We start from the raw sequence: 25250 nt of genomic DNA on the forward strand, positions 1-25250 counted from the left end.
TGGTACTTTCCATTTCTCTTTCTTCATAATCAAAAAAAGAAATAGCTAAAAATTAGAAGGATTATGAATTAACATTTGTTCCAATTAATTGGCTTATCTATTTAGCACCTTGCTTGTTATTGCAGGTTGCTATCTCCTTTTTTGAGATTCTTGATAATTATTTTAAGGCCGCAAAAATAATGTATAAAACTGATGACTAAATCTTAAATAAGGTTAATTTATCTACAAATTATTCTTACAATAGATTGCGGTATTCACTCGTGAATTATTACATAAATTTTAACGTCAATTATTATTTAATTAACAACACCGTACAATTTAATGGTCGAAGTTTGATTCCATAACACAAACTAATTCAACCATTTACATATGATTAAAAATTACTTTAAAGTTATTTTCGCATGTTTGTTAGTTGTTTTTACTACAGCATGTTCAACCCAAATAGAAGAATTCGGTGAAAATTTTGACCGAGATAAAATGGACTTGTTTTTTTCAAGAATTGAAAAACAAAACTTAGGAATGGGCAGTATATCCATTTTTAAAAATTGTAAAGAAGATTATCAATATTCATTTGGTTTTATTGACGTTGAAAATTCAATTGAGGCCAACGAAAATTCTAAATACAGAATAGCATCTGTTTCAAAAGCATTTACGGCCACCATGATCATACAGCTAGTTGAAGAAAGCAAATTGACTCTAGAAACTACAATAGAAAATTACTTTCCAGAAATACCTAATGCCAAAATTATTACTATAGAACAATTATTGAATCATAGAAGCGGACTCTTCAATTTTACTGAGGGTGAATATGACCCAGAAGACCGAATACAACCCGCCTCTAGACAGAAACTTATAGAGATTTTCATTAAAAACGGTACTAATTTTAGTCCAAATGAGAAATTTGAATATTCCAATACCAATTACCTTTTGCTATCATTTATAATTGAAGATATTGACGAGAAAACTTATGCTAGTTCATTTAAAGATAGATTGGCTACACCGTTAGGACTTACAAATACTTATAATGGAGAAGAAATCAATGCTACAGACAATGAGGCATATTCTTATCAATTAGAAAGTGAAAATTGGGTCGCTTTGGTTGAAACTCATTATACCATTCTTCAAGGAACCGGCTCTTTGGTATCTACACCTAAAGGCGTAAATGCATTTTATAATGCTTTGTTTGACGGAAGGTTGGTCTCTGAAAGCTCCCTTAATAAAATGACAACGATGAATGATGGTTATGGCTTTGGTCTATTCACAATTCCGTTTTATAACAAAAGCGGATTTGGACATGATGGCAGGGTAGACGGTTATCAATCTTTAAGTATCTACTTTCCGTCAGATGATGTAACCCTTACCTATTTGTCTAATGGTGTAAACATGGTGCCAAATGATATTGTAATTGGTGCCTTGAGTATATATTCAGGCTTAGATTATGAATTACCTTAAGGTTTTAAGAACTTATCTCCTTTTAACCCATGAATCAATACCGAATGCTTTATTTAATTCTGATATAAGTTGCTTCTTTTTTGATTCATCCTCGCAATCAACAGGTACGCTTATGTAAGTTAAACCTTTAGGGTATGCGCCTTGTGCATGAGTATATCCTAAGGCATTTAGTTTTTTAATAATCGCAGCTATGTTGTTCTGATCTTTAAAAACACCTACCATAGCCATACAGTTTAATTCTGAAGTTGTATTAGCTACTGATGCTGTTTTTGAACTCTCTGTTAATACATCTTCTTTTTCTACAACTGGTTCTTTAATTTCTTTTGACTCAACACCTGTAGTTACAGTGTCTACCATTGATTTTACAGATTCGGTCGACAATGTATTTTCTGGTTTATCTACTATTTCTTGCTTAACAACCGAGTCTATTTTATCATCTACTAAATCAGCCTCAGTAAGTGTCGTATCAGAAATGATAATTGCAATTTTCTTATTAGGGTCAATTGCATCTTTTGCAGGTATTGTCACCGGCACATAAGTTTCTGAATTTGTATATACATACTCTCGATCTTCTGAATGATAAGAAGTGGGTAATTGTCCTTTTTCCGTTGTTTCCAAATCAGGAGTAGCCTCTGTTATTTCATTCTCATTATTAAACATATACATGTAGATGAAAATAGAGAATAGGGCTATTACGGCAATGGCAATTGCAAAGTCCCATCTACCTTGTTTAGTACTAAAAATATCTTTATCGGGGGTCATGGTTATATGTATGTTTTGAGATACAAGAATTTACTAAAAAAGTAAATATAACCAATCTAAATATTATGTATGCCAATAAGATGCTATTACCATCCTTAATTATTGGTAAGAAAATTATGAGTTCAACTTACTTTTTTACCATACATGTGATAGTAAACTGAATCTATAGCATGGTGTATATCTGTTTTGGTAAATGGTTTGGTAATAAAATCTATGCAGCCAAGCTCTCTTGCCACTTCTTCAAATTCTTGTTTAGTAGAAGTTGAAATAAAAGGCAACCTATTACTGAACATTTCTAAGAACGAAAGCCCGTTCATTCCTGGCATTTCTATATCCGAAATAACAAATTGTGGTTTGTTTATCTGTATATGTACCCAGGCATCATATGAGTCTTCAAAGATTGTTACCTTACCAACCAACGGATGCGTTTTGGCAAGCTTTTCTGCTAATGACAACCAGAGGTGAGAGTCATCTACAATTACTAATTCGAGTTTCATTAATCTGAGTTTGAGGTTTGAGAGACGAAAAGTACCCCATTGTCTGAAAATGAAAAATTAATTCTGTTGAAAGGTGAGAAAGTGTCTTTATATGTTAATTTCCCATCTAAAACACTAAATTTAATTCGGAATTTTAAAAGTAAATATTTCCCTATTTATAAAGCCAAGCTCTCTAAATTTGTGCATTTATTTTAGCGCTATAGCAACTATAGTTAAGATGCTATTTTTAAATTATCCATTTTTTTTGATATGGTAAAAAATATTGAAGTTCCTTTATTTGGTTCACTTGCTACCCATAATCTACCACCATTACTTTCTACCATATCTTTACATATAGACAATCCTAAACCAGTGCCTTTCTCATTATTAGTACCAAAAGTTGATTTAATATGCTTTTTTTGAAAAAGCATTTCTTGTGTTTCTTTATCCATACCAACGCCATCATCTGCAACTTCTATTTGTAATTCATCTTCCTTCTCTGTAACGCTAATGACTATCTTACCCTGCTTATTTGTATATTTTATAGCGTTACTAATTAAATTTCTGACTATAATAATAACATGGTTGGCGTCACTATAACTAATGGTTTTCTCTGGAATATTATTTAAGATATCAATTTCTTTCTTTTCTGCCAAGGGAGTTAAAATTGAAACTGTATTCTTTACAATTTTACAAACCTTAATATTAGAACGATCTAATACGATGCCTTTCATTTGTGTTTTTGCCCATATTAATAAATTATTCAACATTTCAGAAATTCCTTGAATATCCCTTAAAGCTTGTGGAAAAAAAGTATTATAATCTTCTTTGCTAATAGTCTCATTAGAGGTCATTTTCATAAGCGTGTAAAAAGAATTTATAGGTCCCTTTAAATCATGGGCAATAATAGAGAATAGTTTATCTTTTGTTTTATTGGATTCTTCTAGTTGTGCCTCATGCATTAGTAAAGCATCTTGTTTTTCCTGTAGCTTTTTATTGTATTTTTTTTGGAGTTTTCCTGTTCTATATAACAAAACAAGAAATAAGGAAACGATTGCAAGTGCCGCAATTGCCAAGTAGACATATTTCTTTTGTTCAGCAATAGCTTTTTCTTGATTCGCAATTAATTGTCGCTTTTCATTCTCATACTTTGTTTTACTACGTAAAATTCCAAGTCCTTTTTTAAACTTCTCTGTTGAACTTTTTTCGTATAAATCCATATAAGTAGATTGATACTTATATGCTAATTCATCTTCACCTTTAAGATGGTAAACTTTAGATAATATTAAATTTGACTTTTTAATAGATCCTGCAATTTGTTGCTCTGTGGAAATAGCTAAACCTTTTAACCCATACTCCTCTGCTTTCTCTATATTGTTCATTTCTAAATAACACTCTGCCAGACCATTGTATACAAGTGTATACCCGAAACTAAAATCTATTTCATCACATAATTTTTCTGATTCTAAATAATAACCCAGGGCTTCTTTATATTTTTCTTGTTCCAATGCAATAGACCCTTTTTGTTCAAAAGCATGGGACATCCAATCTATACTTTTTTGTTTTTTAAAAAATTCTAAACTCTGATTTACCATTCTTTCAGCCTCTTCAAAATCACCTGCATCAGCATATATAGTTGCCATATTAATTAGGGTATAAGCCAGTACTTCTTCATTTGCCAATTCTGTACTAAGATTTTTTGCTTTTCCCAGAAATGTTAAGGCAGTTTCATTATCACCATTAGAACTATACAAATTGGCTATATTGACATTGATACCGATTATTCTATCCACATCATTAATTTCTGTGGCAACAGCTAATGCTTCTAGAAATTTAGTTAGGGCTTTATCTTCTTCTCCTTGTAACCAATAATCTAGACCCATATTATTCAAAGCTTTTAACTTTGGCTTATTAAGATAATAGGAATTAGCTAAATCTAAGGCCTTAGTATTATACTCATGAGCTTTTTCTATTTTGCCCTCTTCAAAATATAAATACCCATAGGTAGATAGCGCGGTACTTTCACCTGCTTTATATTGCATTTCTAAGCTTAGATCATATCCTTCTTTAAGCAAAATAGAAGCACTGTCAGCATTTGATCTAATTTTTAATTTTGCTAATTCTAAAACTAAGTCGATATATTCTTCATTCTGTTCGTTAAAACCCGTAGAAGATTTTAATTCTTCAATTTTTCTTAAGGTATTTTGCTCTGATTGAGCCAATATTGAGACAATACTGAAAAGCATCAAAAAAACTGAAACATAGAAATGGCTAGTTGTATAAAATACCTTTTTCATTATTTATTTTTCAAAAAAGATACTACACATTAATTACATAAAAATATTAATGTTGCAAAACATCATTAATTGTAGGTAAATTCATACAAATTGTATTTATTAAAATTCAGTATCGTTGAAAAGTAGGGGCAAAGGGAAAAATTAAAAAGTAAATTTCTTTACAAGGTCATCAATTTTAAAACAAGCGAGAATTATAATTATACGCAGTCACCATCATAGTTTTCTAAGATTAAAAATTCCTATTAATCCAATAACAAGAGTTATTAAAAATGTTGGCAATAATAACTTTAACCAACTAAATTCACGATTTACATGATAAAATTTAACATCGTGCTTTGTCCAGTCTACTGAACTCTCTGATTTTTCACTGAAAATTTTGTCATAGAAGCCCAATCTTAGATTTTCATGAAATTTAGTCAATGCATCTAAAAAACCTAAATGGCTTATCATATCTGTGCCAGCCAGGTTGTTCATACTTAATTGTGCATGCATAGTTGGTATAAAAAGTGCTACTTTTTCACTCACCATATTGCGCTGTATAATTTTATCTTTCATTTCTTTACTTGTTTTTTTTGCAGCCATATCTCCCATATGTTGCATGCCATAATACCAGATCCAGCTAAATCTATCTTGTGGTACTTCATAATTTACATATTGCGGGTAGGCTCCTATAAATCCATTCATGGTAACATCCTTTTCCATATCCCATTTTTCATGGTAACCATCTCTTTGCTCTACCATGGCGTCTAAAGCTTCGGGCACTTGGTAGGCATTTATAACATAGTTGTTGACCAACGCCGGAATCAATATGGTCAGTACCACCCAAATGGAAATTAATGCCAAAGCATTAAAACTTGAATTCTTTAAAAAGGATACGATCCAAAAACATAAGGCACTCCAGAACATCACATACAAAACGCTCTGAATAAAAATTGCCCAGAAATTGGCGTTCACCGGAATTTGTAGCATAGCACTTGCCAAAAACATCAAAAAAATTAAAACAGCGAATACAAAGAGTATTCTCACCAGTAGTTTTTTGAATAAAAACTTTGCTTTTCCAGAGGTTTGAGCAGCCAATATTCGCCATGTTCCCAATTCTTTTTCTTCTGAATACAAATTGAAAGTCATGGCTATCAATACCAACGGAAACAAATAAATGATAACAAAGCCTAGATCAAGGTTGCCGGACATTAGTAATGACGGGTTCTCAAAATCGGTGTCATATTTTTGTGCTTCCAAGCCTCTAATGGTCACCGCTTGCAATAGCGGATTTACATCACTCTGCCCTATGGAAATTGCGTTTATATTTTGAGGTTTCTTAATGAGCGTAAAACGTAGGTAATATAAAAGCAAGCTTAAGTCTTCACTATGGTATTCCACGTTCTTTTTAATGCTTTCTTCTTGAAATACCTGTGCTGCAGCAATTGTCTTTTCCTGCTTTACCAAATATTGCTTTCCGATCAAGATGCTTATCACCCCAACGGTTAACAACAATATCAGACTAACCAAGAAAATTTTCGTCCTAAAAAATGATTTAAATAATAAACTATACATCTATATGGCTTTTAGGTTAGTGGATAATCTTAATAGTCCGAAAATGGAGAGAACGCCCCAAAGCACTAATGCCAATAAGGATATAAGCTCATTTTTAAAGACATCTGAAATGTTTAAAAAATGATACTCAAACGGAGGAAATTCTTTCCAATAATCACTGGATATAGTATTTGGTCCTTCTTTTCCTTTATTCGGAATTAAATCCACCTGCAATTGGTTCATTTCTTGCGCCAGCTTAAAACGATACGCTTCTGCCTTATCCTTAAAATGAAGGAAAGATTGAAAATCTGTACCCGAGAAAGCCATTGATAAGTTCTTGATTGCCGTATACGGATTTACAAATGCAGAATAGCGCTCTAGGTTATTCTGCTTTCCATACACTTCATACAAATCCTCCTGATGCTTTAAATATATTTTAGTGCTCATTGCTTCACCTTGAGACATCACAAAACCACCATAATTAAAAGGAAGGTCTTCAACATTTTCTACGTTATGGACACGTAATACGGAATCTCTCATGGCTTTGAAATGCGGATCATTAGGGTCATGACTATCTCCAATCTCAGCCAAATCGTGTTCCACTGCTGTTTCCATTTCTATTTTAGAAGGAGTAGGGTAAAGGTAGAACCCCATTGCTTGTAATGATTTTGGAACAATGATCACAAAAAGCAACCAGATGCCCAATAGTTTTACCAGTGCTCCTTTGGCTGTAGCACTAAAAGCCGAAACCAGAATGGTAATTGCACTCAAAATACCGAAAAACAGTAGATAAGCTACTAACAGTACAACATATCTTAATAGACTATCGGTATGCATGCTATCGTGCGACTCAATCAAAACAAAAAACAGAAGTACCAGAAATATAGCGCTTAGAAAAACAAGCGATAGACTCCATAAGCCCAGCCATTTTCCGAATACAATTTCTTTACGCGTTATACCTTGCCCAATCAACAGCTTTAAGGTGCCATTTTCACGCTCTCTGGCAATGGTAGCAAATCCTAAATAGAATATTAAAAGTGGTACGATTACTTTTAATAACATTGCCAGACTCACTTCGCCAAAACGTAACAAACCGGTAGACATACTGGCTTCTGAAAAATTGACGGTATTTTGTTTGTGAGCTTCCAAGAAAACGGCATTGCCCACAAAGTTTTCCATTCCCATATCAAACACACTTAACACGTGTTTTAATCTTAGGGCAAAAGAGCCATAGTGCGCCATACGGTGCGGATGTTTATCTGGATTGTTCTCCCAACTTTCTTCTACTTCATCTTGAATTTCATCTCGCGTAAAATTCTGGTCATGGTAATTCTCCCAACCACTATACGCGGAAAAAAGAAGTAGGCATAGCATTAAGGCAGAAGCAATCAACATGACCTTGGATCTAAAGGCATCTTGCCATAATTGACGAGCCAATAATTGAATTACATTTTTCCTCATTCTTAAAACTTATACGTTGCGTTCAACAATACATTTCTTGGTGCGCCAGGTCCTAATCTTGATGGGTTTAGACCTCCTAACCAATACGTTTCATCAAATAAATTATTTAGCTTAAGGGTTAATTACATACCGGTATTATTAGGCTTGTAATATACCGCTGCATCAAATACGGTATAGGAAGGTAATAATAGTCTATCTGTGTCGTACGTAGGGTTGTACCACGTATATCGTTCATCCATAAATTGAGCACCCAAACCGAAGCCGATACCTTTTAAGGTTTCATTTGTAAAATCATATCTCCCCCAAATATTCGCATTGTGTTTTGGAGCGCCTCCTATAGGTTCACCAATAAACTCTTCTATGGCATCTTCTACAATTTCAGCATCTGCAAAACCGTAAGATGCGGTAAGCTGAAAGTTAGATGATATATACCCAGATACATCCATCTCAAAACCTCTACTTCTTTGTTCACCTCTTGTAGTTAAATTGTCCAAATCATAGGTGTCACCTAAAAGGATATTTTTTTGAGTAATGTTAAAGATAGCTAGGTTGGCAAATATTTTCCCGTTCAAAAATTCTCCTTTTGCTCCAAACTCTGTTAAACTACTTTCAAGGGGATCAAATCTGCTTGGTGATGTGGACCAAAAGAAACCTTCTGCCGTTGGCGATAATGAAACAGTATTAGTGTGTGGCTGAAAACCTTCTAAATACGTAGCGTATGCACTAACCGTGTTGGTAACTTCATAGGTAAGACCAAACCTAGGTACAATAGCATCATTTGTAAACTCTTGCTCATCGCCTTCATAATCAAAAATATCAGTAAAACGCTCATATCGTAAGTTTACCAAAGCTGAAAACTTACCTACTTTAAACTGGTTTTGAATATAAAAACCATTTGAGGTATTCAGGTTAGCAGGAATACTCAATTCTGCCAGATTATATGCATTTGTATTTCTAGCACCATTAAATGGGTCTGCTAAGTTAAAATGAGGTACTGCGGGTACAGGCATAGTTACACCATCTACCACCATTTGCTGAAAATTGGCTGCATTTGCAGGGTCATAGTTAGACTGACCACCATCTACTGTCAAGTACCTTCTGGCACGAAGAAATCCGGCTCCAATTTTTCTTTCCCAACGTGTAGCATCATAACCAACTAAAATTTTGTTGGTAATCTTCTCCGTTTCTATGTCGTACGTAAAGTAAGTGCTAAAGTTATCGGTTTCCCAATATTGTTGTCTTTCATCATATCGCATTCTAGCCAAGGTAGGAATCACATTTCCATCGATATCCACAGCTGTACCATCAACTCTATGTTCGGCTAAATCCTCATCCCAAGTTTGTTTCATGAACTGGGCATTGAAACCTAAGTTATCGGTTAACTTTTTACTGAAATTAGTCATAAAAATGAACTCTTTGTTTTTGTAATGATCGCTTGAAGCACCTACATTCATGGTAATTGGCGTACTATTAATATCGTAATCACCATTAATAGCTCCAAAAATAGGCTGACCTCTATCTAAATTACCCACGGCATCACTGTAGATTAATTCTACGTTTAAAGATGTGGTTTCATTTGGAATATAGCTTAAGGAAGGCGAAAACAAAATGGCATTGTTGTTTACGACATCTCTAAATGAATCTGCCTCTTGTATTGCGGCATTAAAACGATATAAAAGCGTTTTAGATTCGTTTAAAGGACCGGTAAAATCTGCTGTAGCTCTTATGGTTCCAAAACTACCTGTGGTCAAAGAAACTTCACTACGTTTTTCTGTTAATGGTTTTTTAGTTACCATGTTTACCGTACCACCTGGATCAGCACTTGAGAACGTTACCGATGATGGGCCCTTTATAACTTCAACTCGTTCTAAGTGGGAGGTAATAGGCTGTAGAAAGTAATATTGGCGAGTACGCATTCCGTTCAATACCTGCCCATCATCTGCCTGCGTAATACCACGAATGTTATAATGATTGTATAAACCCGTTACCGATACATTACTTACCGTTTTTACGGCATCAGGAACTTGAAAAGCAAGTCGGTCTGCAATTAACTCCTTTGTTACCGACGTTATCGCTTGCGGCAATTCTTTATTGGCAATTGCCACTTTGGTAGCCGAAAATGAATAATCGCTATTATAATCTGTTCTTGCTCTACCAATGACTTCTACAGACTGTAATTGCTCTACACTCTCTTGAAGGTTGATGGTGCCCAAATCATAATCGGTAAATTGGTTGAATGATTTATTAAAACTTTGGCTTTGCATACCTATGTAGCTTACCGAAATCTGATAGTTTCCGGTTTCGGAAAGGTCAAAGTTAAATTTACCATCGTCTCCAGTTACAGTACCTCCTTTTTTAGAAGTATTCTCAAGATTATATGAAATAGTAGCTCCAAAAATGGGAGATCCGTCATTATCCAAAATTTTTCCGCTTACAGCAATTTGTGCTAATGTAATGTTACAAACAAGTAAAGCTAGTATGGTTATATAGTGTTTCATGTTTTAGTTATATAGTTTCTAAGTAAAGTTGATTTAATTCATTTGCGTTAATCTCGCTAGCTTTTAGTTGTTGTGCTAAAACACCTTCTTTCATAATACCGATGGTGGTACCTAATTCTACCGCATTAAAAATATCATGGGTAGCCATAAAAATAACCTTGCCCATTTTTGCGAGTTCTTTACAAATTTCAGTGAATTCTGCTGTTGCCTTAGGGTCTAGACCAGAAGTAGGTTCGTCCATAAAAATTACTTCTGCATTCTTGGCAAGCGCAACGGCAATTCCCACTTTTTGGCGCATTCCTTTAGAATAACCAGATAGCCTTTGATGTTGAGCATCTGCTTGTAATCCTGTTTTTGTTAAGAACGCTTCTAATTCTGATGTGGAATAGGAAAAACCTGCCAAGCGACTAAAGAAATTTAGGTTCTCAATACCACTTAGATTTCCATACAATTGAACGGTTTCCGGAATGTAGGCTGTTAGCTGATTAGTGTCATCTACACCAACTTCTTTATCACCAACAAATGCTTGACCCCCATCTTTTTTAATAAACCCTAAAAAGATATTGATGGTCGTTGTTTTACCCGCTCCATTTTGTCCTAGAAGACAAAATATTTCACCTTTTGAAACCTCAAAAAAAACGTCTTTCAAAGCCATTTTCCCGCTGTAGGACTTAGTAATGTTTACTGCTTTTAGCATATAAATAATATGTATTAAAATTGAATGTATATGATGTAAATACCGTGCAGCGCAATGATAAACAGAGCGTTCAAGTATTTAAGCTCTAGGAGAAATAGCTAGAATCTGTATGGAATCCGTATATAATAAATCAGTAACAATCACTACAACCTCCCAGGAATAAGAGGTTACAAAAACTAGTAAATGATTGAAAACCGAATACTTATCTCAAAAATGAAACAAGCAAAATTACATTTGGATTATACTGATTGTGGAGGTGGTCTAGTAAAGAGATAACTAGATAAAAACCTATCATTATAGGCTTCAATAAGGGTTACAGTACTGACTTTAGCCGGCACTATATAGAAAACCACTTTTGGTATGGCTGAAGTTTCAACCTCTACTAAGGGCGTAAAATTAACGGCTGTAGTAATATGACATACCTCGCAATGCTGAATATCTGTTTCATCTGCATGATGAGAAAGTGCATGTATACCCGCTACCTTGAAAATTAACATCAAGGTAATATAAAACAGAGCAATAAGATGCTTGGCGTTTTTCATTTGCAAGCGGCAAAAATAAAAACAATTATAATTTAATTGAGAATTTATTTTTAAAAACCTTTTTTATGAAAGATTAGTCTTTTGTTTCAACAATAGTTATACTAAAACTATAGACATTTATTTTATACTAATTCTAGAAAATGTTATGCGAAACACTCTTCACATCTGCCCTGAATCAATAACTGCGAAACTTCAATTTTTCTATTTGGTATCTGTGGTAGTGGTACGGTAAAGGTTAAACAATCTACACGACCACAGCTAAGACATTGAAAATGGGGATGCACATCTTTATGTTCAGTGGAAGTACAACCATTACATTTTGCATACCATTTTAAGCCTTCTTTCCCTAAAAAGGAGTGTAGAACACCATCATCTTCTAACTTATCCAACACACGATAAATGGTGGTTTTATTAAATGTATCGCCCAACTGTTCAATTAATGCTTTTGCAGAAATAGCTACCGAGCTAGTATTAAACTCATTAAGCAAAACCTCTACGGCCTTAGTTTTTCTAATTACTCCCATAAAACAAATATAACGCAACCTTGTTGCATTAACAAATATTATATCTACATTTGCAACTCAGTTGTATTAACATAAATTTCAATGATATTAATTAAACAAAAATCTGACATTCTGGGCACTTTCGCTAGTTCGTTATGTCTTGTTCATTGCATTGCTACTCCATTTTTATTTCTAGCCCAAGCTGGTGCAGCAACCTGTTGTGACGGTCCGCCAACGTGGTGGAAATTTATGGATTACCTATTCTTGGCAATTTCATTTTTTGCCATTTTCTGGTCAACCAAAACTACAACTCTTAAATGGATGAAACCTATGCTTTGGTTAAGTTGGTCTGTTTTGGCAACAATAATTCTAAATGAAAAATTAGAACTTTTCCCAATACCTGAATTTGCAATATATATACCCGCCATTGCTTTAGTAATGTTACACTTATATAATAGAAAACACTGTAAATGTGCTACAGATAATTGTTGTGTAAATGAAGGATAAAGAACACATAGAGATAGTAGGGGACAATCATATTTCCTCAAACGTAGAAACCCCGTTAAGGGCAGATGCCTTTTTAAAAAGTGACGATGCAAAAATAGAAAGTATTCAGCATCATTTTTCCAAAATAATGGAAGAGCTAGGTCTAGATTTAACCGATGATAGTTTATCTGGTACGCCATACCGTTTCGCAAAAATGTATGTCAAAGAGTTGTTTTACGGTTTAAACCCAAAAAACAAACCTAAGCTTTCGGTTTTTGAGAATAAGTATGAATATAAGAAAATGCTTATTGAACAAAATATCACAATAGATTCATCTTGTGAGCATCATTTTTTACCTATTACCGGGCACGCACATATTGCATACATTCCAAAAGATAAAGTTATTGGTTTATCAAAAATTAACCGCTTAGTGGATTATTACTCACATCGCCCACAGGTACAAGAACGATTGTCTTTACAAATTTTAAAAGATTTACAAGGGATATTAAATACCAAAGATGTTATTGTTATGATTACCGCCAAACACCTTTGTGTGTCTTCTAGGGGCATTAAGGATAAAGATAGTTTTACTACTACTATTGAATATGATGGCGAATTCAATAAAACTGAAATAAGATCAGAATTTTTCAATGCATTACAGAAAGGAGACAATTTATAAAATCATCTAAACGACACAATCATGGAAATTAAAGAAACTGTAAACAAACATTATCCTACCGCAAAAACTGGAGCTGAAATAACCGATAGTTATTTATCTCTTCTGGAAACGGAATATAAATCAGACCTCAAAAAAATGCTTTTTGCTACATCAGTCTGTTCTGATGATGTAAATGTTTCTACAGATTTCCGTAAAGTATTAAGTAGACCATTTACCATGGGCGGACTAGGTGGATTACCCTTTTCTGGATTCACAGGCATGGTCGCTTTTTCTCACCATATTCCAGATGATGGAGATGCATTTATCTTTTATGGTCCACATATTGGCATTACAGATGAAGGTGAACTTGGCCGTATGCGCAGAATTGGTCAATCTAGGCTAACAAACAGTTGTGGCGCTCTAATGCTTGCTTTGGAACGGTTTAGCGAAAAAAGTGAAGAACCAATTTATGTTCCTCAAAACGTGTACTACGATCATCAACAAATTCAATTGGAACAGTCATTAATGCCTTTTAAACATGATATCATCAATTCTGACAATCCAAAAAAAGCCATAACGGACTACACTTATATTGCCATTGATAAACAAATAAAACAATTGGTAAAAATGAGTTTAAGTGAATTCTCTTGTAAAAGAATTTTTCTGCTTGGTGGTGTAATCATAAACACAAGTGAAGAATTTAATGACTATGTAGATGTTAGAAACTTTGATGTTATAAACACGGAAGAGCCAAACAATTTTGAATCGATATCCATTATGGAAACAGAAGCCTTTAAAAACTTATAATTTTTTTACCATTATCATTATATCATATTTTTCTTAATGCAAAACAACCTATTTCTTTTATGTCCAACAGATAATTTAGAGCCGGTAATCAACGCGATGTATAGTTACGAAAATTATTTTTACACCTCGTTAGGGAATACATTTTCAAAGGATATAAAAACAGTAGAATGCCTTAAAACATTAATAAAAACAAAAAATATTGGAACTATATTTTTTATACTCTCCAGTAAAAATAAAATTATTTTAGATGCGCTAGAGACTCAAATCTTTAAAAATATAACTGGGTTAGAACATCTTTATAAAAAAATTGAAGAACAAAAGAGATATTCAAAATTTTGGAACAATAACCAATTTGAAAATCTACTGCTTTCATATTATTTGAATTTTAAAATTAAAGAACTCAGCAACGATTTAAGCTCTATGTTATTACCATCCGTTACTATAAAAGGAAAAATTTACAACGAACAGGAACATAAGTTTTATCCTATTTATTCAAATTTAATTTGTCAAGAAAAATTCCATTTTAATTAAAAATGTTATGTCATACAACCGTAGAAAATTTATTTCCTTTATGGGGAAAGCAGGGCTAGGTACTGTAGTTATGCCACAGTTTTTAATTAGTTGTGGTAGCACGGCAACACCAACTAATGGGTTTGGACAAATCTCAAAAGAAAAGATTAGTACATTAAAAGCTTTTGATTTAATGGGTTTATCCGCAACTAATAAAGATGATTTGGTTTTGGCTAACGGACTTGATTACCATACCGTCATTAAATGGGGCGATAAAATTAGTGATACTGACACTTTTGGTTTTAATAATGATTTTACCTGTTTTATTCCTTTCGATGACAATAATCCAAAAGACGGATTATTATGGGTAAACCACGAGTATGTAAATCCGCTTTATGTATCTGATTTTGATGCCAAAAAATATGAAAACCCTTCTGAACATAGAACCAAAGAGCAAGTTGATAAAGAGATGTATGATGTTGGTGGTACTATTGTAAGGATCAAAGAAGAAAATGGCGCATGGAAAGTGGTTGAAAACGACCCTCATAATCGCCGAATTAATGGTAAAACACCAATAAGCGTTAATTGGGACAGCCCCATAAAAGGCAAATCAACTATTATTGGCACAAATAGCAACTGCTCAGGCGGTATAACACCATGGAAAACATTTCTTACCTGTGAAGAAAACTATGATGGTTTTTTTGGAGAAACGGAATATGACGAAGCTAAAGTAGCCACACATAGAAATAGTTATTACGGTTGGGAAAATTTTTATAACTACCCACCAGAGCATTATGGTTGGGTGGTTGAAGTAAACCCAAAAGATGGCACAGCACAAAAACATATTGCCTTAGGCAGATTTGCCCACGAATGCTGCACCTTATATGAATTAGACGATAAAAGGGTAGTAGCCTATACGGCAGATGATAAAAATGATGAACATTTATACAAGTTTATTTCATCTGAGCCAGGTTCCTTAAAAAAAGGAACCTTATATGTAGCCGATACTATCAATGGTATTTGGCTGGCACTAGATTGGGAAACTCAAGCTGTATTAAAAAGTAATTTCAAAGATCAGACCGAGGTATTGATCAGGGCAAGAGAAGCAGCCAAGCTTCTTGGTGCCACAGCTTTGAACAGACCTGAAGATATAGAAATAGACCCTGTAACCGGCAACATTTTTATTACACTCACCAATAATAAACCCAAAGGAGATTTTCACGGTTCTATTTTGAAAATCGAAGAAAACAACGGAGCTTTTGATGCTTTGAGTTTTAAAGCCGAAACGTATTTGGCGGGAGGCGATGAAAACGGATTTTCATGCCCAGATAATTTAGCTTTTGATATGTCGGGCAATCTTTGGATCACTACAGATATGTCTGGCAGTTCCATGAACAAAGCAGATAAGCCATACATGGCTTTTAAAAACAATAGCCTATTTGTAATACCAAGATTTGGACCCGATGCCGGTAAAGTAATTCGTGTTGCATCTGCTCCAAATGATGCTGAACTTACAGGTCCTTGGTTTTCTCCTGATGGAAAAACCTTGTTTTTAAGTGTTCAACACCCAGGTGAGCAAACCGTAGACAAAAATAATCCTACCAGTACATGGCCTTTTGATGATGACAATATTCCTAAGCCTGCTGTAGTTGCTATTACTGGAGATTTAATTGAAAAAATGAATTTGCTAAACCGAATTGAAATATAATTCCGCAAAAAACCAATTGTACAATGGAAGCTATTATTACCGTAGTTGGTTTTTTAGGTGCCGGAAAAACGACCTTATTAAAATTCTTGGTCAATAGCTATATTGACAAAGGTTGGGATCCTTTCATTGTTCTTAACGATTATGAGAATGCCCATATGGATGCCCAACAGTTGACCAAAAAGTTAGATTTAAAATCTATTAAAGCACTAAGCGGTAGCTGTATTTGCTGTAGCGGCATTATGGAACTTAGAGATTCAGTAAATAGAATTCCCAAACGAAAAAACGGAATCACACTAATTGAAGCAAACGGAACTTCTGACGCGTGTTCGCTACTTGAATTTTTAGGAGTAGGGCTAAATGAAAGGTATTTGCCTCCTATACAAATATCAGTAGTAGATACTAAAAACTGGCAGCTAAGGGGAGAACATAATGAACTAGAGTCTAATCAAATACAAGTGTCTTCGCTCATTATACTTACGCATCTTGAAAAGGTTTCAAAAGACAGGGAAGACATTGTTAGAAAAGAAATAAAAGTCATCAATTCATTTGCTAAAATTGTGACTTTGGACGAGTTAGATGTTAGTCTACTTCCAGAATTAGAACCATCTACAAACTCAATAAAAAAGCTTGAACATCAAAAAGCACATTGGTCTTCTTGTTCGACCGACTTACCTGAAATTCCCGATCAAAAAGTTATTTATACTATTTGCAAAGCTTTACCTAAAAGCATTTTAAGGGTAAAGGGATGTACTAAAATAAAGGGAGAAAAAAACTACATCTATTTTGAGAGAAATCCTGATGGTGAAATTTTTGTAAGACCGTTTAACGGTATTCCCGTTACAGGTTCAAAACTATTAACCATTGGACCGGGTAGTGCGCCTCAAACTTTAGAAAATGCTATTAATTTAAGCTTAGGCACAAACAAAATTATCAACAAATGAAAAAATTGCCTGTTACCGTTTTAAGCGGATTCTTAGGAGCTGGAAAAACAACCTTGCTCAACCATGTACTACATAACAAAAAAGGCTTAAAAGTTGCCGTAATCGTTAATGATATGAGCGAGGTAAATATAGACGCCCAGTTCATAGAAAATGAAAATACGCTTTCTAGAACCGAGGAGAAACTTGTAGAAATGTCTAACGGCTGTATTTGCTGTACGCTGCGAGAAGATTTAATGATTGAAGTTGAAAAATTAGCTACCCAAAATAGGTTTGACTATTTGTTAATTGAAAGTACCGGTATAAGTGAGCCCATTCCTGTTGCGCAGACCTTTACTTTTGAAAGCGAAGATGGTAATATTGATTTAAGTCGTTTTAGCTACATAGATAACATGCTAACCGTTGTTGATGCTTTTAATTTTTTGAAAGATTTTTCAAGCTCAGACTATTTGACCAGCAGAGATTTAACCAATATTGAAGGGGATAATAGAACTATTGTGAATCTATTGACCGATCAAATTGAATTTGCCAATGTCATCATATTAAATAAAGTTGATTTGGTGACAGAAAATGAACTTGATGAACTTAGGGCTATAATTAAAAAACTAAATCCAGAGGCGCGTATTATAAATGCTGAAAATTCTAATGTTGAGCTAGAAAATGTAATCAATACCGGTTTATTCGATTATGAAAAAGCCGAAGCATCAGCAGGGTGGTTACAAGAGTTAGAAAATGAACATGTTCCAGAAACCGAAGAATACGGTATAAGTTCTTTTGTTTTTAGAAGTAAAAAACCATTTCACCCAGAACGTTTTTTAAATTACTTAAATCAACGATTTCCACAGAATATAATTAGAAGTAAAGGTTTATTCTGGTTAGCTTCACGTTCAGACCAAGCATTACTATGGAGCTCTGCAGGAGGCTCTTGCAAAGCTGATTCCGCTGGGGTTTGGTGGGCTTCAATGCCTTTGGCAGAACGCGTTAGCTATGGTGCTTTTGCTGAAAACCAAAGTGATATCGAGTCTGACTGGGATGTGCTTTTTGGAGATAGAAAAATAGAATTGGTGTTCATAGGGCAGCATGTGGATAAAAAAGAAATGATTACTGAATTAGAAAAGTGTGTTCTAACTGAACCAGAGATAGACTTATGGAAAGAACAACTATTTCCACAACAAGATCGATGGCCCATAGCATAAAAACGCCGTAAAATTATATGGTACAAACAGATCAACTTGAATTTCAATATAAGAATAAGGAACAGCTTTTTCGCTTTCCTAATATTACTCTAAAGGAGCAAGAACATTTAGTTATTCTTGGTAAATCTGGGATTGGCAAAACTACCTTGCTTCATTTATTAGCCGGTTTACAAAAATCAACTGCTGGTTCTATTAAAATTGATGAAGTACTTATCAACTCCTTATCCCATTCGCAATTAGATACATTTAGAGGGCAACACATTGGGCTTGTCTTTCAAAAAAGTCATGCTATTACATCTTTAAATGTGTATGATAATTTAAAGGCACGACTTTTTATTAGTAAAAAAGCTATCGATGAAAAAAATATAGATGCTTTATTGAAGCAATTAGATTTAATTGAAAACAAGAAAAGCAAAGTAAATGAACTTAGTGTAGGGCAATTGCAACGTTTAGGTATTGCCATGGCAGTAATACACCAGCCAAAACTGATTCTTGCCGATGAACCAACGTCTAGTTTAGACGATGAAAATTGCGAAATTGTGATGAATTTATTACAACAACAAGCCAAACAACATCAAGCAAATTTAGTGGTCATCACCCATGACGCACGAATTAAATCATCATTTAAAAATGTGATGACGTTATGAACAACTTAATCATTAGTCTTAAAAACCTATTTCATAAACCGCTTTATGCGTTTCTTAGCATTTTCTCGCTTTCCATTAGTGTTGCGTTATTACTTGGCATTCAGCAATTTGACACTTCTATACAGAATCAGTTCGAAAACGGATTAGGTAACATAGAAATGGTAGTAGGAGCCAAGGGGAGTCCGTTGCAATTGGTACTTTCCTCTGTGTTACATATTGATAATCCTACGGGAAATATTTCGTATACCGAAGTACAAAAGCTGTCTAAAAACCCTATGATCAAAGACGCTGTTCCTATATCCTATGGTGACAATTATAAAGGTTATCGTATTGTAGGTTCTACTCTAGGTTTTGTGAATATATATGAGGCAGAGCTATTAGAGGGAAAGGAAGTGAGTCAGTCCCTAGAGGTCGTTTTAGGTAATGACGTCGCTAACAAATTAGGACTAAAATTAGGCGATACGTTTCTGAGTTCTCATGGACTAACAGAAAATACGATTGAAGAACATGATCAATCTTTTACAGTTGTTGGTATCTATAAGCCTACTTATAAAGTAATTGACAGACTGATCATCACCAACCTTGCTAGTATTTGGGATGTACACCATCATGAGGAAGAAAAAGAGGAAATTCATGATACACATGAACATGAAGAAAATCATGAACATGATACACATGAAGCTGATGAACGTGAAGTAACCTCTATTCTAGTTTCGTTCAAAAGCCCTATGGGATTAATGACAATGCCTAGAAATATTAATGCCCAAACCAATATGCAAGCTGCATTGCCTAAATATGAATTAGAACGGTTATTTCAATTTACCGGTGTTGGGGTCAAAGCCATTTCTTGGATCGCATATGTCATATTGCTCATTTCATGCATAACCATTTTCATTAGCCTTTATAAAATGGTCAAAGAACGTGCTTTTGATCTTGCCCTAATGCGTACCTATGGTGCAAGTAATTTTCAGTTGTTTTGTATTGTAGCCGCTGAAGGTATTATCATGTTAACTGTTTCATTGATTTTAGGTTTCATATTTTCGCAGGTAGGCTTGCAGTTTATTATAAGTATGTTCAAATCTCAGTTTCAGCAAGATATTGTACTTACATTTTCAACTCCTGATATGGTACAAACATTGTGTATCATTATAGTCATAGCTATGGTTTCAATTGTTTTAGCCATACTACCTATATTAAAAATGAATATTTCAAAAATTATAAGTGATGAAAAATAGATTCCTCCATATACTAATAATGCTAATTTCCATAAGCGCCGTAGGCCAAGTAGAACTTACATGGAAAGACTTGGCAGATATTTCATACACTGAAAAGTATTTTGTTTCCTATGATTCTAATTTCTTATATCCAGAATTTAGTAAAGAGATGTCCGACCTTGTGGGTAAACAGGTTTCCTTATCAGGCTATTATTTAGATATTTCACCAACCGGAGAGCTAATTGTGTTATCTAAAAACCCGTTAGCATCGTGTTTCTTTTGTGGTAATGGCGGACCGGAGACGGCAGTAGAAATTCAATTTAAATCCAAACCCAGCTTTAAAACCGATGATCTCGTTGTAATTACAGGCACTTTAAAACTTAACAAAGATGATATAGAACATTTTAATTATATACTAACCGACTGTTCTGGTTACAAATTGAAATAGAAATTGCGTAATTAAAATTATATACTTCCAATTAAAATTACTAATGCAACTTAGTTGCGTTACAATAAAAATTGATATATTTGTCAGATATTTTTTAACACATTGTTACACCATCGCTCAAAACTGTTTTCATTTTAATGAAACTTAGTCGATATAAAATAAATATCACCAGCTTGCTCCTCGTTCTTTTTCTAGCCATGAAATTGACAGGTCTTCATGCGATGTCTCATATTGATGATGCTGATGATACATGTGCCATATGTGACCATGCCATTACTCATAATCTGACCCCAAGTATTGCTCCAGATTCCAATGATATCCAATTAGAACATATTATATTTTTAATACCGATTGAAGTAACTAACAACTATAGTTACTCTACCACTAGCAGCCTTATTACAAGAGCTCTTTTTTCAAGACCACCACCAATAAAACTATAAGTATTCTTTACATATTCGCTTAGAAATTGAGTTTACAACGTTCCTACAATGGGTAACCGTTATTTACAACTCTATTATTTTCAATAAGCTATATGTCTTGATTTTGCCTTGGTCCTTTTTGAAGGACAACTATTCAATTCTTATAGTACACTATTATGTTTCAGAAAATACTGGGTATTTGGCTAATTTTTAGTCTTTGCTCAACAGCGTTTGCACAAGATTCTTTTCAAATAAAAGGGGTTGTGCAACACGCAAAAGACTTTACACCTGCCCAAGGTGCAACAATTATAGGTAAAAAAATTTATGCAGTTTCATCAGAAAATGGTGCTTTTACCATCAACAATGTGACTAAAGGCACCTACACTTTTACCTTATCTCATATTGGTTGCGAACCTACAACCCTAAGTGTTGACGTACAGCAAAATATGGACGAATTAAAGGTTTATTTGGTTGAATCCGCAACGGTTCTTGAAGAGGTCAAAGTCAACGGAAAAACTAAAAGAAGGGAAGCAAAAGAAGTTCCTATTGTTACCCAAACGGTTTCCAAAGAATTTCTTGAACAGAATAGAGAAAACACCTTAATGCAAACTTTGAGTAAAATTGCCGGAGTGAGTACGATCAATATTGGTTCTGGGCAGTCAAAACCGGTTATTAGAGGTTTGGGTTTTAATAGGGTTGCCGTGGTACAAAATGGTATTAAACACGAAGCACAGCAATGGGGCAATGACCACGGTCTAGAAATTGACCAACACGGTATTGAAAACATTCAAATCATTAAAGGTCCGGCTTCTTTATTATATGGTTCTGATGCTATTGCCGGTGTGGTAGATATTCAACCTAACCAAACTCCGTTACCCAATTCTTTTGGTGGTGAAGTCAATATCCTTGGAGAAAGTAATAATGATCTGTTGGGTGTTTCAGCTGGTATAACATCTAGAAAAGATAAATGGTTCTATAGAGGTAGATTAACCTATAGGGATTATGCAGATTATAAAGTTCCCGCAGATAGAATCAATTATGAAAACTATGTTTTTGAACTAGATGATAATAATTTAAGGAACACTGCAGGTAACGAAGCAGATGCCAGTTTAGGTATTGGTTATGTAACTGAGGGATTCAAATCTGAAACCGTTTTTAGTAATGTAAATGCAAAAAATGGATTCTTTGCCAATGCACATGGCTTGGAAGTACGAACTTCTAGTATAGATTATGATAGCTCTAACAGAGATGTTGACCTTCCATATCACAAAGTAAATCACTTTAAAATAACGAACAATACTTCAATCAGTGCCGGGGAACATTTATTACATATAGATCTTGGTTATCAAAACAATAATAGAGAAGAACATTCAGAACCTGTACCGCACGGGTATATGCCTACACCACCGGACACTAAAGAAAGGTTGTTCATTAAAAACACCTACTCCTTAAATTTTAGAGACGACTTTAACCCTACCGATAAACATGATATGGTGGTTGGTCTAAACACGGAATATCAAAATAATAATATTGGTGGTTGGGGATTTCTAATACCAGAATACAACCGTTTTACAGCGGGTGTTTTTGCGTATGATCAGTTTGAGATTAATTCTAATTTTCATGTCTTAGGCGGATTGCGTTATGATGTCGGTAGGGTAGATACCAAGGCATATTATGATTGGTATCCTTCAACTGTAAATAATGCCGATGGTTCCACATCATATATTCACCAACAAAGGTCTAAAGACAAAACCTTAGATTTTGGGAGTCTTAGTGCTTCTTTAGGGTTAAGTTATATTCAAGATAAAACCAGTTACAAAATAAATGTAGGTAGAAGTTTTAGAATGCCATTGGCTAACGAATTGGCGTCTGACGGAGTTAACTATCACATGTATCGCTACGAAAGAGGTAATCTAGATTTAGACCCCGAAGTTTCGTATCAGCTAGACTTATCCGTAGAACATACTGAAAACTCTTTCAGTGTTGGCGTTAGTCCGTTCGTAAATATTTTTCAAAATTATATTTACCTGAATCCAACTTCAAGTTATTACGAAACCATACAAATTTACGAGTACACGCAGGCTGAAGTATTTAGAATAGGTGGTGAATTCAACGCAAGTGCTACTATTACTAAAAACTTGCAGTTAGATGCATCTGTAGAGTATGTGTATTCAGAGCAAACCAGTGGTCCTAAAAAAGGATTTACATTACCGTTTTCTCCGCCTTTATCTGGATTGTTATCTGCCCGATATCAATTTGAAAAGCTTTTGATTTTTAACAAACCACAATTGATTGCGGATTATAGAATTACCGCAGCACAAGAAGAAATTGTGCCACCAGAAGAAAAAACAGACGGCTATCAAGTATTGAACATGTCTTTCTTATCAGAATTGGATGTGTTTAAAAACAGCTTACCACTAGAAATGCGCGTAAAACTGAATAACGTATTCGACACCAAATATTTTAATCATACTAGTTTTTATAGGCTCATAGATGTGCCAGAAGCCGGTAGAAATATCTCATTATCACTAACGGTACCCTTTCAATAATCAGTAATCAGTAATCAGTAATCAGTAATCAAATTAAAAATTAGTACAATGAAAACAACCATTATGAAACAGAATTTAAAATTTTTAGCACTCATTGCGGCTCCAGGACTCTTTTTACAATCATGTAGTAGCGATGATGATGACAGTATTGAGTTAAGCGCTCCCGAAATTATCAGTTTTGAATATGGTGAAGGGCACCATGACGAAGATGGGGATGACGATCATGACCATGACCATGAATCAGAAGAAGCATATGCCTTCAAAGGTGCAGACATTCATTTAGCTGCAGAAATCAACGCAGAAGCTACAGTTAGCAGCATAACGCTTTCTATTCATTCAGACGAGGTAACTGCTGGAGAAGGCGAAGTAGATTGGGAGTTTGAACAAGTATTTACAGATGCTAAATACTTGGTAATTAATCCTGAATTTCATGAGCATGTAGATGTTCCTAGCAATATTCCTTCAGGGGAGTACCATATTGAACTTTTGGTAACCGACGAATTGGGGAATAGCACAGAAGTAGATGGTCACCTTGAAATCATGGACACCATTACTATTAGTGGCTTTGAAATGGATGAAACGGTTGCAAGAGGAGATGACTTTCATATTGAGTTTATGATACTTGCTGCACATGGCATACATAGTATTGCTGTAGATATACATGCAGACGGTGTTACACCTGGTGAAGGAGAAGTAGAATGGGATTATGAAGAAGAATTTTTAGAAGGTTATCACGAAGAAACCGAAGCAGAATTCCATGAGCATATAGATGTACCTGCTACTGCTCCTGCAGGAGAATATCATATCATATTTACTGTTGAAGATGAAGATGGTGACACTATTGAATATGAAACGCATATAGATGTTACTGCTTAATTAATAAAACAAAACCGCATAGCACAAAAGCGTGCTGTGCGGTTTTAAAACTAATCTTATGAAATCTACATTCAAACATTTTTATTTTTTATTCATCATACTGCTAGCTGCGGCGTGTTCCAGTGATGACAGCACTGAAATAGACGAAGATAAACCAACTATCAGTGTTAATTATACTGCTGGTTTTCCTCAAGGCTGTGCTTTACTTTCCAGAGGAGAAACTTATAATTTTAGGGCTATGGTGACCGACAACAGCGAACTTGCTGCATACAGCATTGATATCCATCATAATTTTGACCATCATACCCATGATGACCAAGTAACGGAATGCGAATTAGGCGAAATTCAAAGCCCTGTTAATCCTTTGATTTATGTAGAAAACTTTACAATTGAAGGATCCTTGACCAGCTATGAAATTAATATTCCCGTAACCATCCCAACTGATATTGATACGGGCGATTACCACTGTGCCTATTCGGTTACAGATGCCACCGGCTGGCAAAGTAGAACATCTATTGATATTAAAATAGTAGAATAAACAGCATAGAAAAATATACTTTGTTTTTAACTCTA

The 25250-nt window shown here is 34.5% G+C and carries 24 protein-coding genes and 1 riboswitch; of the genes, 15 read left to right on the forward strand and 9 right to left on the reverse strand.

Features of this window, described 5'->3' with window-relative positions; translation table 11 throughout:
• Positions 1–64 precede the first annotated feature (64 nt).
• Positions 65–162: riboswitch (SAM-I-IV-variant riboswitch) on the reverse strand.
• A gap of 207 nt (positions 163–369) precedes the next feature.
• The gene (locus P177_RS10565; protein WP_051941803.1) at positions 370–1452 is read left to right on the forward strand and encodes a serine hydrolase domain-containing protein; all 1083 of its coding nucleotides are present in this window, start codon (positions 370–372) and stop codon (positions 1450–1452) included.
• Between the two features lie 12 nt (positions 1453–1464).
• Here P177_RS10565 and P177_RS10570 read toward each other — a convergent pair whose 3' ends face one another.
• The 9 genes from P177_RS10570 to P177_RS10610 all read right to left on the reverse strand — a co-directional run bounded on the left by P177_RS10570 (position 1465) and on the right by P177_RS10610 (position 12242).
• Positions 1465–2214, reverse strand: coding sequence for an SPOR domain-containing protein (locus P177_RS10570; protein ID WP_036154581.1), 750 nt, complete (start codon positions 2212–2214; stop codon positions 1465–1467).
• Between the two features lie 122 nt (positions 2215–2336).
• Positions 2337–2711, reverse strand: coding sequence for a response regulator (locus tag P177_RS10575; protein WP_036154583.1), 375 nt, complete (start codon positions 2709–2711; stop codon positions 2337–2339).
• Positions 2712–2923: 212 nt separating this feature from the next.
• Positions 2924–4987, reverse strand: a complete 2064-nt coding sequence (locus P177_RS10580) for a tetratricopeptide repeat-containing sensor histidine kinase (protein ID WP_036154585.1) — start codon at positions 4985–4987, stop codon at positions 2924–2926.
• A gap of 213 nt (positions 4988–5200) precedes the next feature.
• Positions 5201–6541: a DUF3526 domain-containing protein gene (locus P177_RS10585; RefSeq protein ID WP_036154587.1), complete on the reverse strand. Its 1341-nt coding sequence runs from the start codon at positions 6539–6541 to the stop codon at positions 5201–5203.
• Complete coding sequence (locus P177_RS10590; RefSeq protein WP_036154589.1) at positions 6542–7981, reverse strand: ABC transporter permease; 1440 nt, start codon at positions 7979–7981, stop codon at positions 6542–6544.
• A 122-nt stretch (positions 7982–8103) separates the two neighbouring features.
• On the reverse strand, positions 8104–10479 hold the full coding sequence (locus tag P177_RS10595) for a TonB-dependent receptor domain-containing protein (protein WP_245233026.1): 2376 nt from the start codon (positions 10477–10479) through the stop codon (positions 8104–8106).
• Between the two features lie 7 nt (positions 10480–10486).
• Positions 10487–11176 (reverse strand): ABC transporter ATP-binding protein, encoded by a 690-nt coding sequence (locus tag P177_RS10600; protein ID WP_036154590.1) that lies wholly within the window; start codon positions 11174–11176, stop codon positions 10487–10489.
• A gap of 239 nt (positions 11177–11415) precedes the next feature.
• A complete protein-coding gene (locus P177_RS10605; RefSeq protein ID WP_157486537.1) occupies positions 11416–11673 on the reverse strand; it encodes a hypothetical protein in 258 nt (85 codons plus the stop codon).
• A gap of 188 nt (positions 11674–11861) precedes the next feature.
• Positions 11862–12242, reverse strand: coding sequence for a Fur family transcriptional regulator (locus P177_RS10610; RefSeq protein WP_036154594.1), 381 nt, complete (start codon positions 12240–12242; stop codon positions 11862–11864).
• Positions 12243–12323: 81 nt separating this feature from the next.
• Here P177_RS10610 and P177_RS10615 point away from each other — a divergent pair, with 81 nt between their 5' ends.
• The 14 genes from P177_RS10615 to P177_RS10680 all read left to right on the forward strand — a co-directional run bounded on the left by P177_RS10615 (position 12324) and on the right by P177_RS10680 (position 25215).
• The gene (locus P177_RS10615; RefSeq protein ID WP_036154596.1) at positions 12324–12728 is read left to right on the forward strand and encodes a MerC domain-containing protein; all 405 of its coding nucleotides are present in this window, start codon (positions 12324–12326) and stop codon (positions 12726–12728) included.
• Complete coding sequence (gene folE, locus P177_RS10620) at positions 12718–13386, forward strand: GTP cyclohydrolase I FolE (RefSeq protein WP_036154598.1); 669 nt, start codon at positions 12718–12720, stop codon at positions 13384–13386. Before P177_RS10615 ends, folE begins: the two co-directional genes overlap by 11 nt.
• Before the next feature lie 21 nt (positions 13387–13407).
• The gene (locus P177_RS10625) at positions 13408–14172 is read left to right on the forward strand and encodes a hypothetical protein (protein ID WP_036154600.1); all 765 of its coding nucleotides are present in this window, start codon (positions 13408–13410) and stop codon (positions 14170–14172) included.
• Between the two features lie 36 nt (positions 14173–14208).
• The gene (locus P177_RS10630) at positions 14209–14703 is read left to right on the forward strand and encodes a hypothetical protein (RefSeq protein ID WP_036154602.1); all 495 of its coding nucleotides are present in this window, start codon (positions 14209–14211) and stop codon (positions 14701–14703) included.
• Between the two features lie 7 nt (positions 14704–14710).
• Positions 14711–16390: a PhoX family protein gene (locus tag P177_RS10635; protein ID WP_036154605.1), complete on the forward strand. Its 1680-nt coding sequence runs from the start codon at positions 14711–14713 to the stop codon at positions 16388–16390.
• A 23-nt stretch (positions 16391–16413) separates the two neighbouring features.
• Positions 16414–17331, forward strand: a complete 918-nt coding sequence (locus tag P177_RS10640; protein ID WP_036154607.1) for a GTP-binding protein — start codon at positions 16414–16416, stop codon at positions 17329–17331.
• Positions 17328–18524, forward strand: coding sequence for a GTP-binding protein (locus P177_RS10645; protein WP_036154609.1), 1197 nt, complete (start codon positions 17328–17330; stop codon positions 18522–18524). Before P177_RS10640 ends, P177_RS10645 begins: the two co-directional genes overlap by 4 nt.
• A gap of 17 nt (positions 18525–18541) precedes the next feature.
• Positions 18542–19171 carry an ABC transporter ATP-binding protein gene (locus tag P177_RS10650; RefSeq protein ID WP_036154611.1) on the forward strand — a complete coding sequence of 210 codons (630 nt, stop codon included), beginning with the start codon at positions 18542–18544 and terminating at the stop codon, positions 19169–19171.
• The gene (locus P177_RS10655; RefSeq protein WP_036154613.1) at positions 19168–20406 is read left to right on the forward strand and encodes an ABC transporter permease; all 1239 of its coding nucleotides are present in this window, start codon (positions 19168–19170) and stop codon (positions 20404–20406) included. Before P177_RS10650 ends, P177_RS10655 begins: the two co-directional genes overlap by 4 nt.
• A complete protein-coding gene (locus tag P177_RS10660; RefSeq protein WP_036154615.1) occupies positions 20396–20833 on the forward strand; it encodes a hypothetical protein in 438 nt (145 codons plus the stop codon). Before P177_RS10655 ends, P177_RS10660 begins: the two co-directional genes overlap by 11 nt.
• Positions 20834–21030: 197 nt before the next feature.
• The gene (locus tag P177_RS10665; protein WP_157486539.1) at positions 21031–21273 is read left to right on the forward strand and encodes a hypothetical protein; all 243 of its coding nucleotides are present in this window, start codon (positions 21031–21033) and stop codon (positions 21271–21273) included.
• Between the two features lie 155 nt (positions 21274–21428).
• A complete protein-coding gene (locus P177_RS10670) occupies positions 21429–23801 on the forward strand; it encodes a TonB-dependent receptor (RefSeq protein WP_036154618.1) in 2373 nt (790 codons plus the stop codon).
• A gap of 48 nt (positions 23802–23849) precedes the next feature.
• A complete protein-coding gene (locus P177_RS10675; RefSeq protein ID WP_084684669.1) occupies positions 23850–24677 on the forward strand; it encodes a DUF4625 domain-containing protein in 828 nt (275 codons plus the stop codon).
• Between the two features lie 58 nt (positions 24678–24735).
• A complete protein-coding gene (locus P177_RS10680; RefSeq protein WP_036154621.1) occupies positions 24736–25215 on the forward strand; it encodes a DUF4625 domain-containing protein in 480 nt (159 codons plus the stop codon).
• The last annotated feature ends 35 nt before the right edge of the window (positions 25216–25250 follow it).

This window comes from Maribacter forsetii DSM 18668 (assembly GCF_000744105.1).
GTDB classification, from domain to species: Bacteria; Bacteroidota; Bacteroidia; order Flavobacteriales; family Flavobacteriaceae; genus Maribacter; species Maribacter forsetii.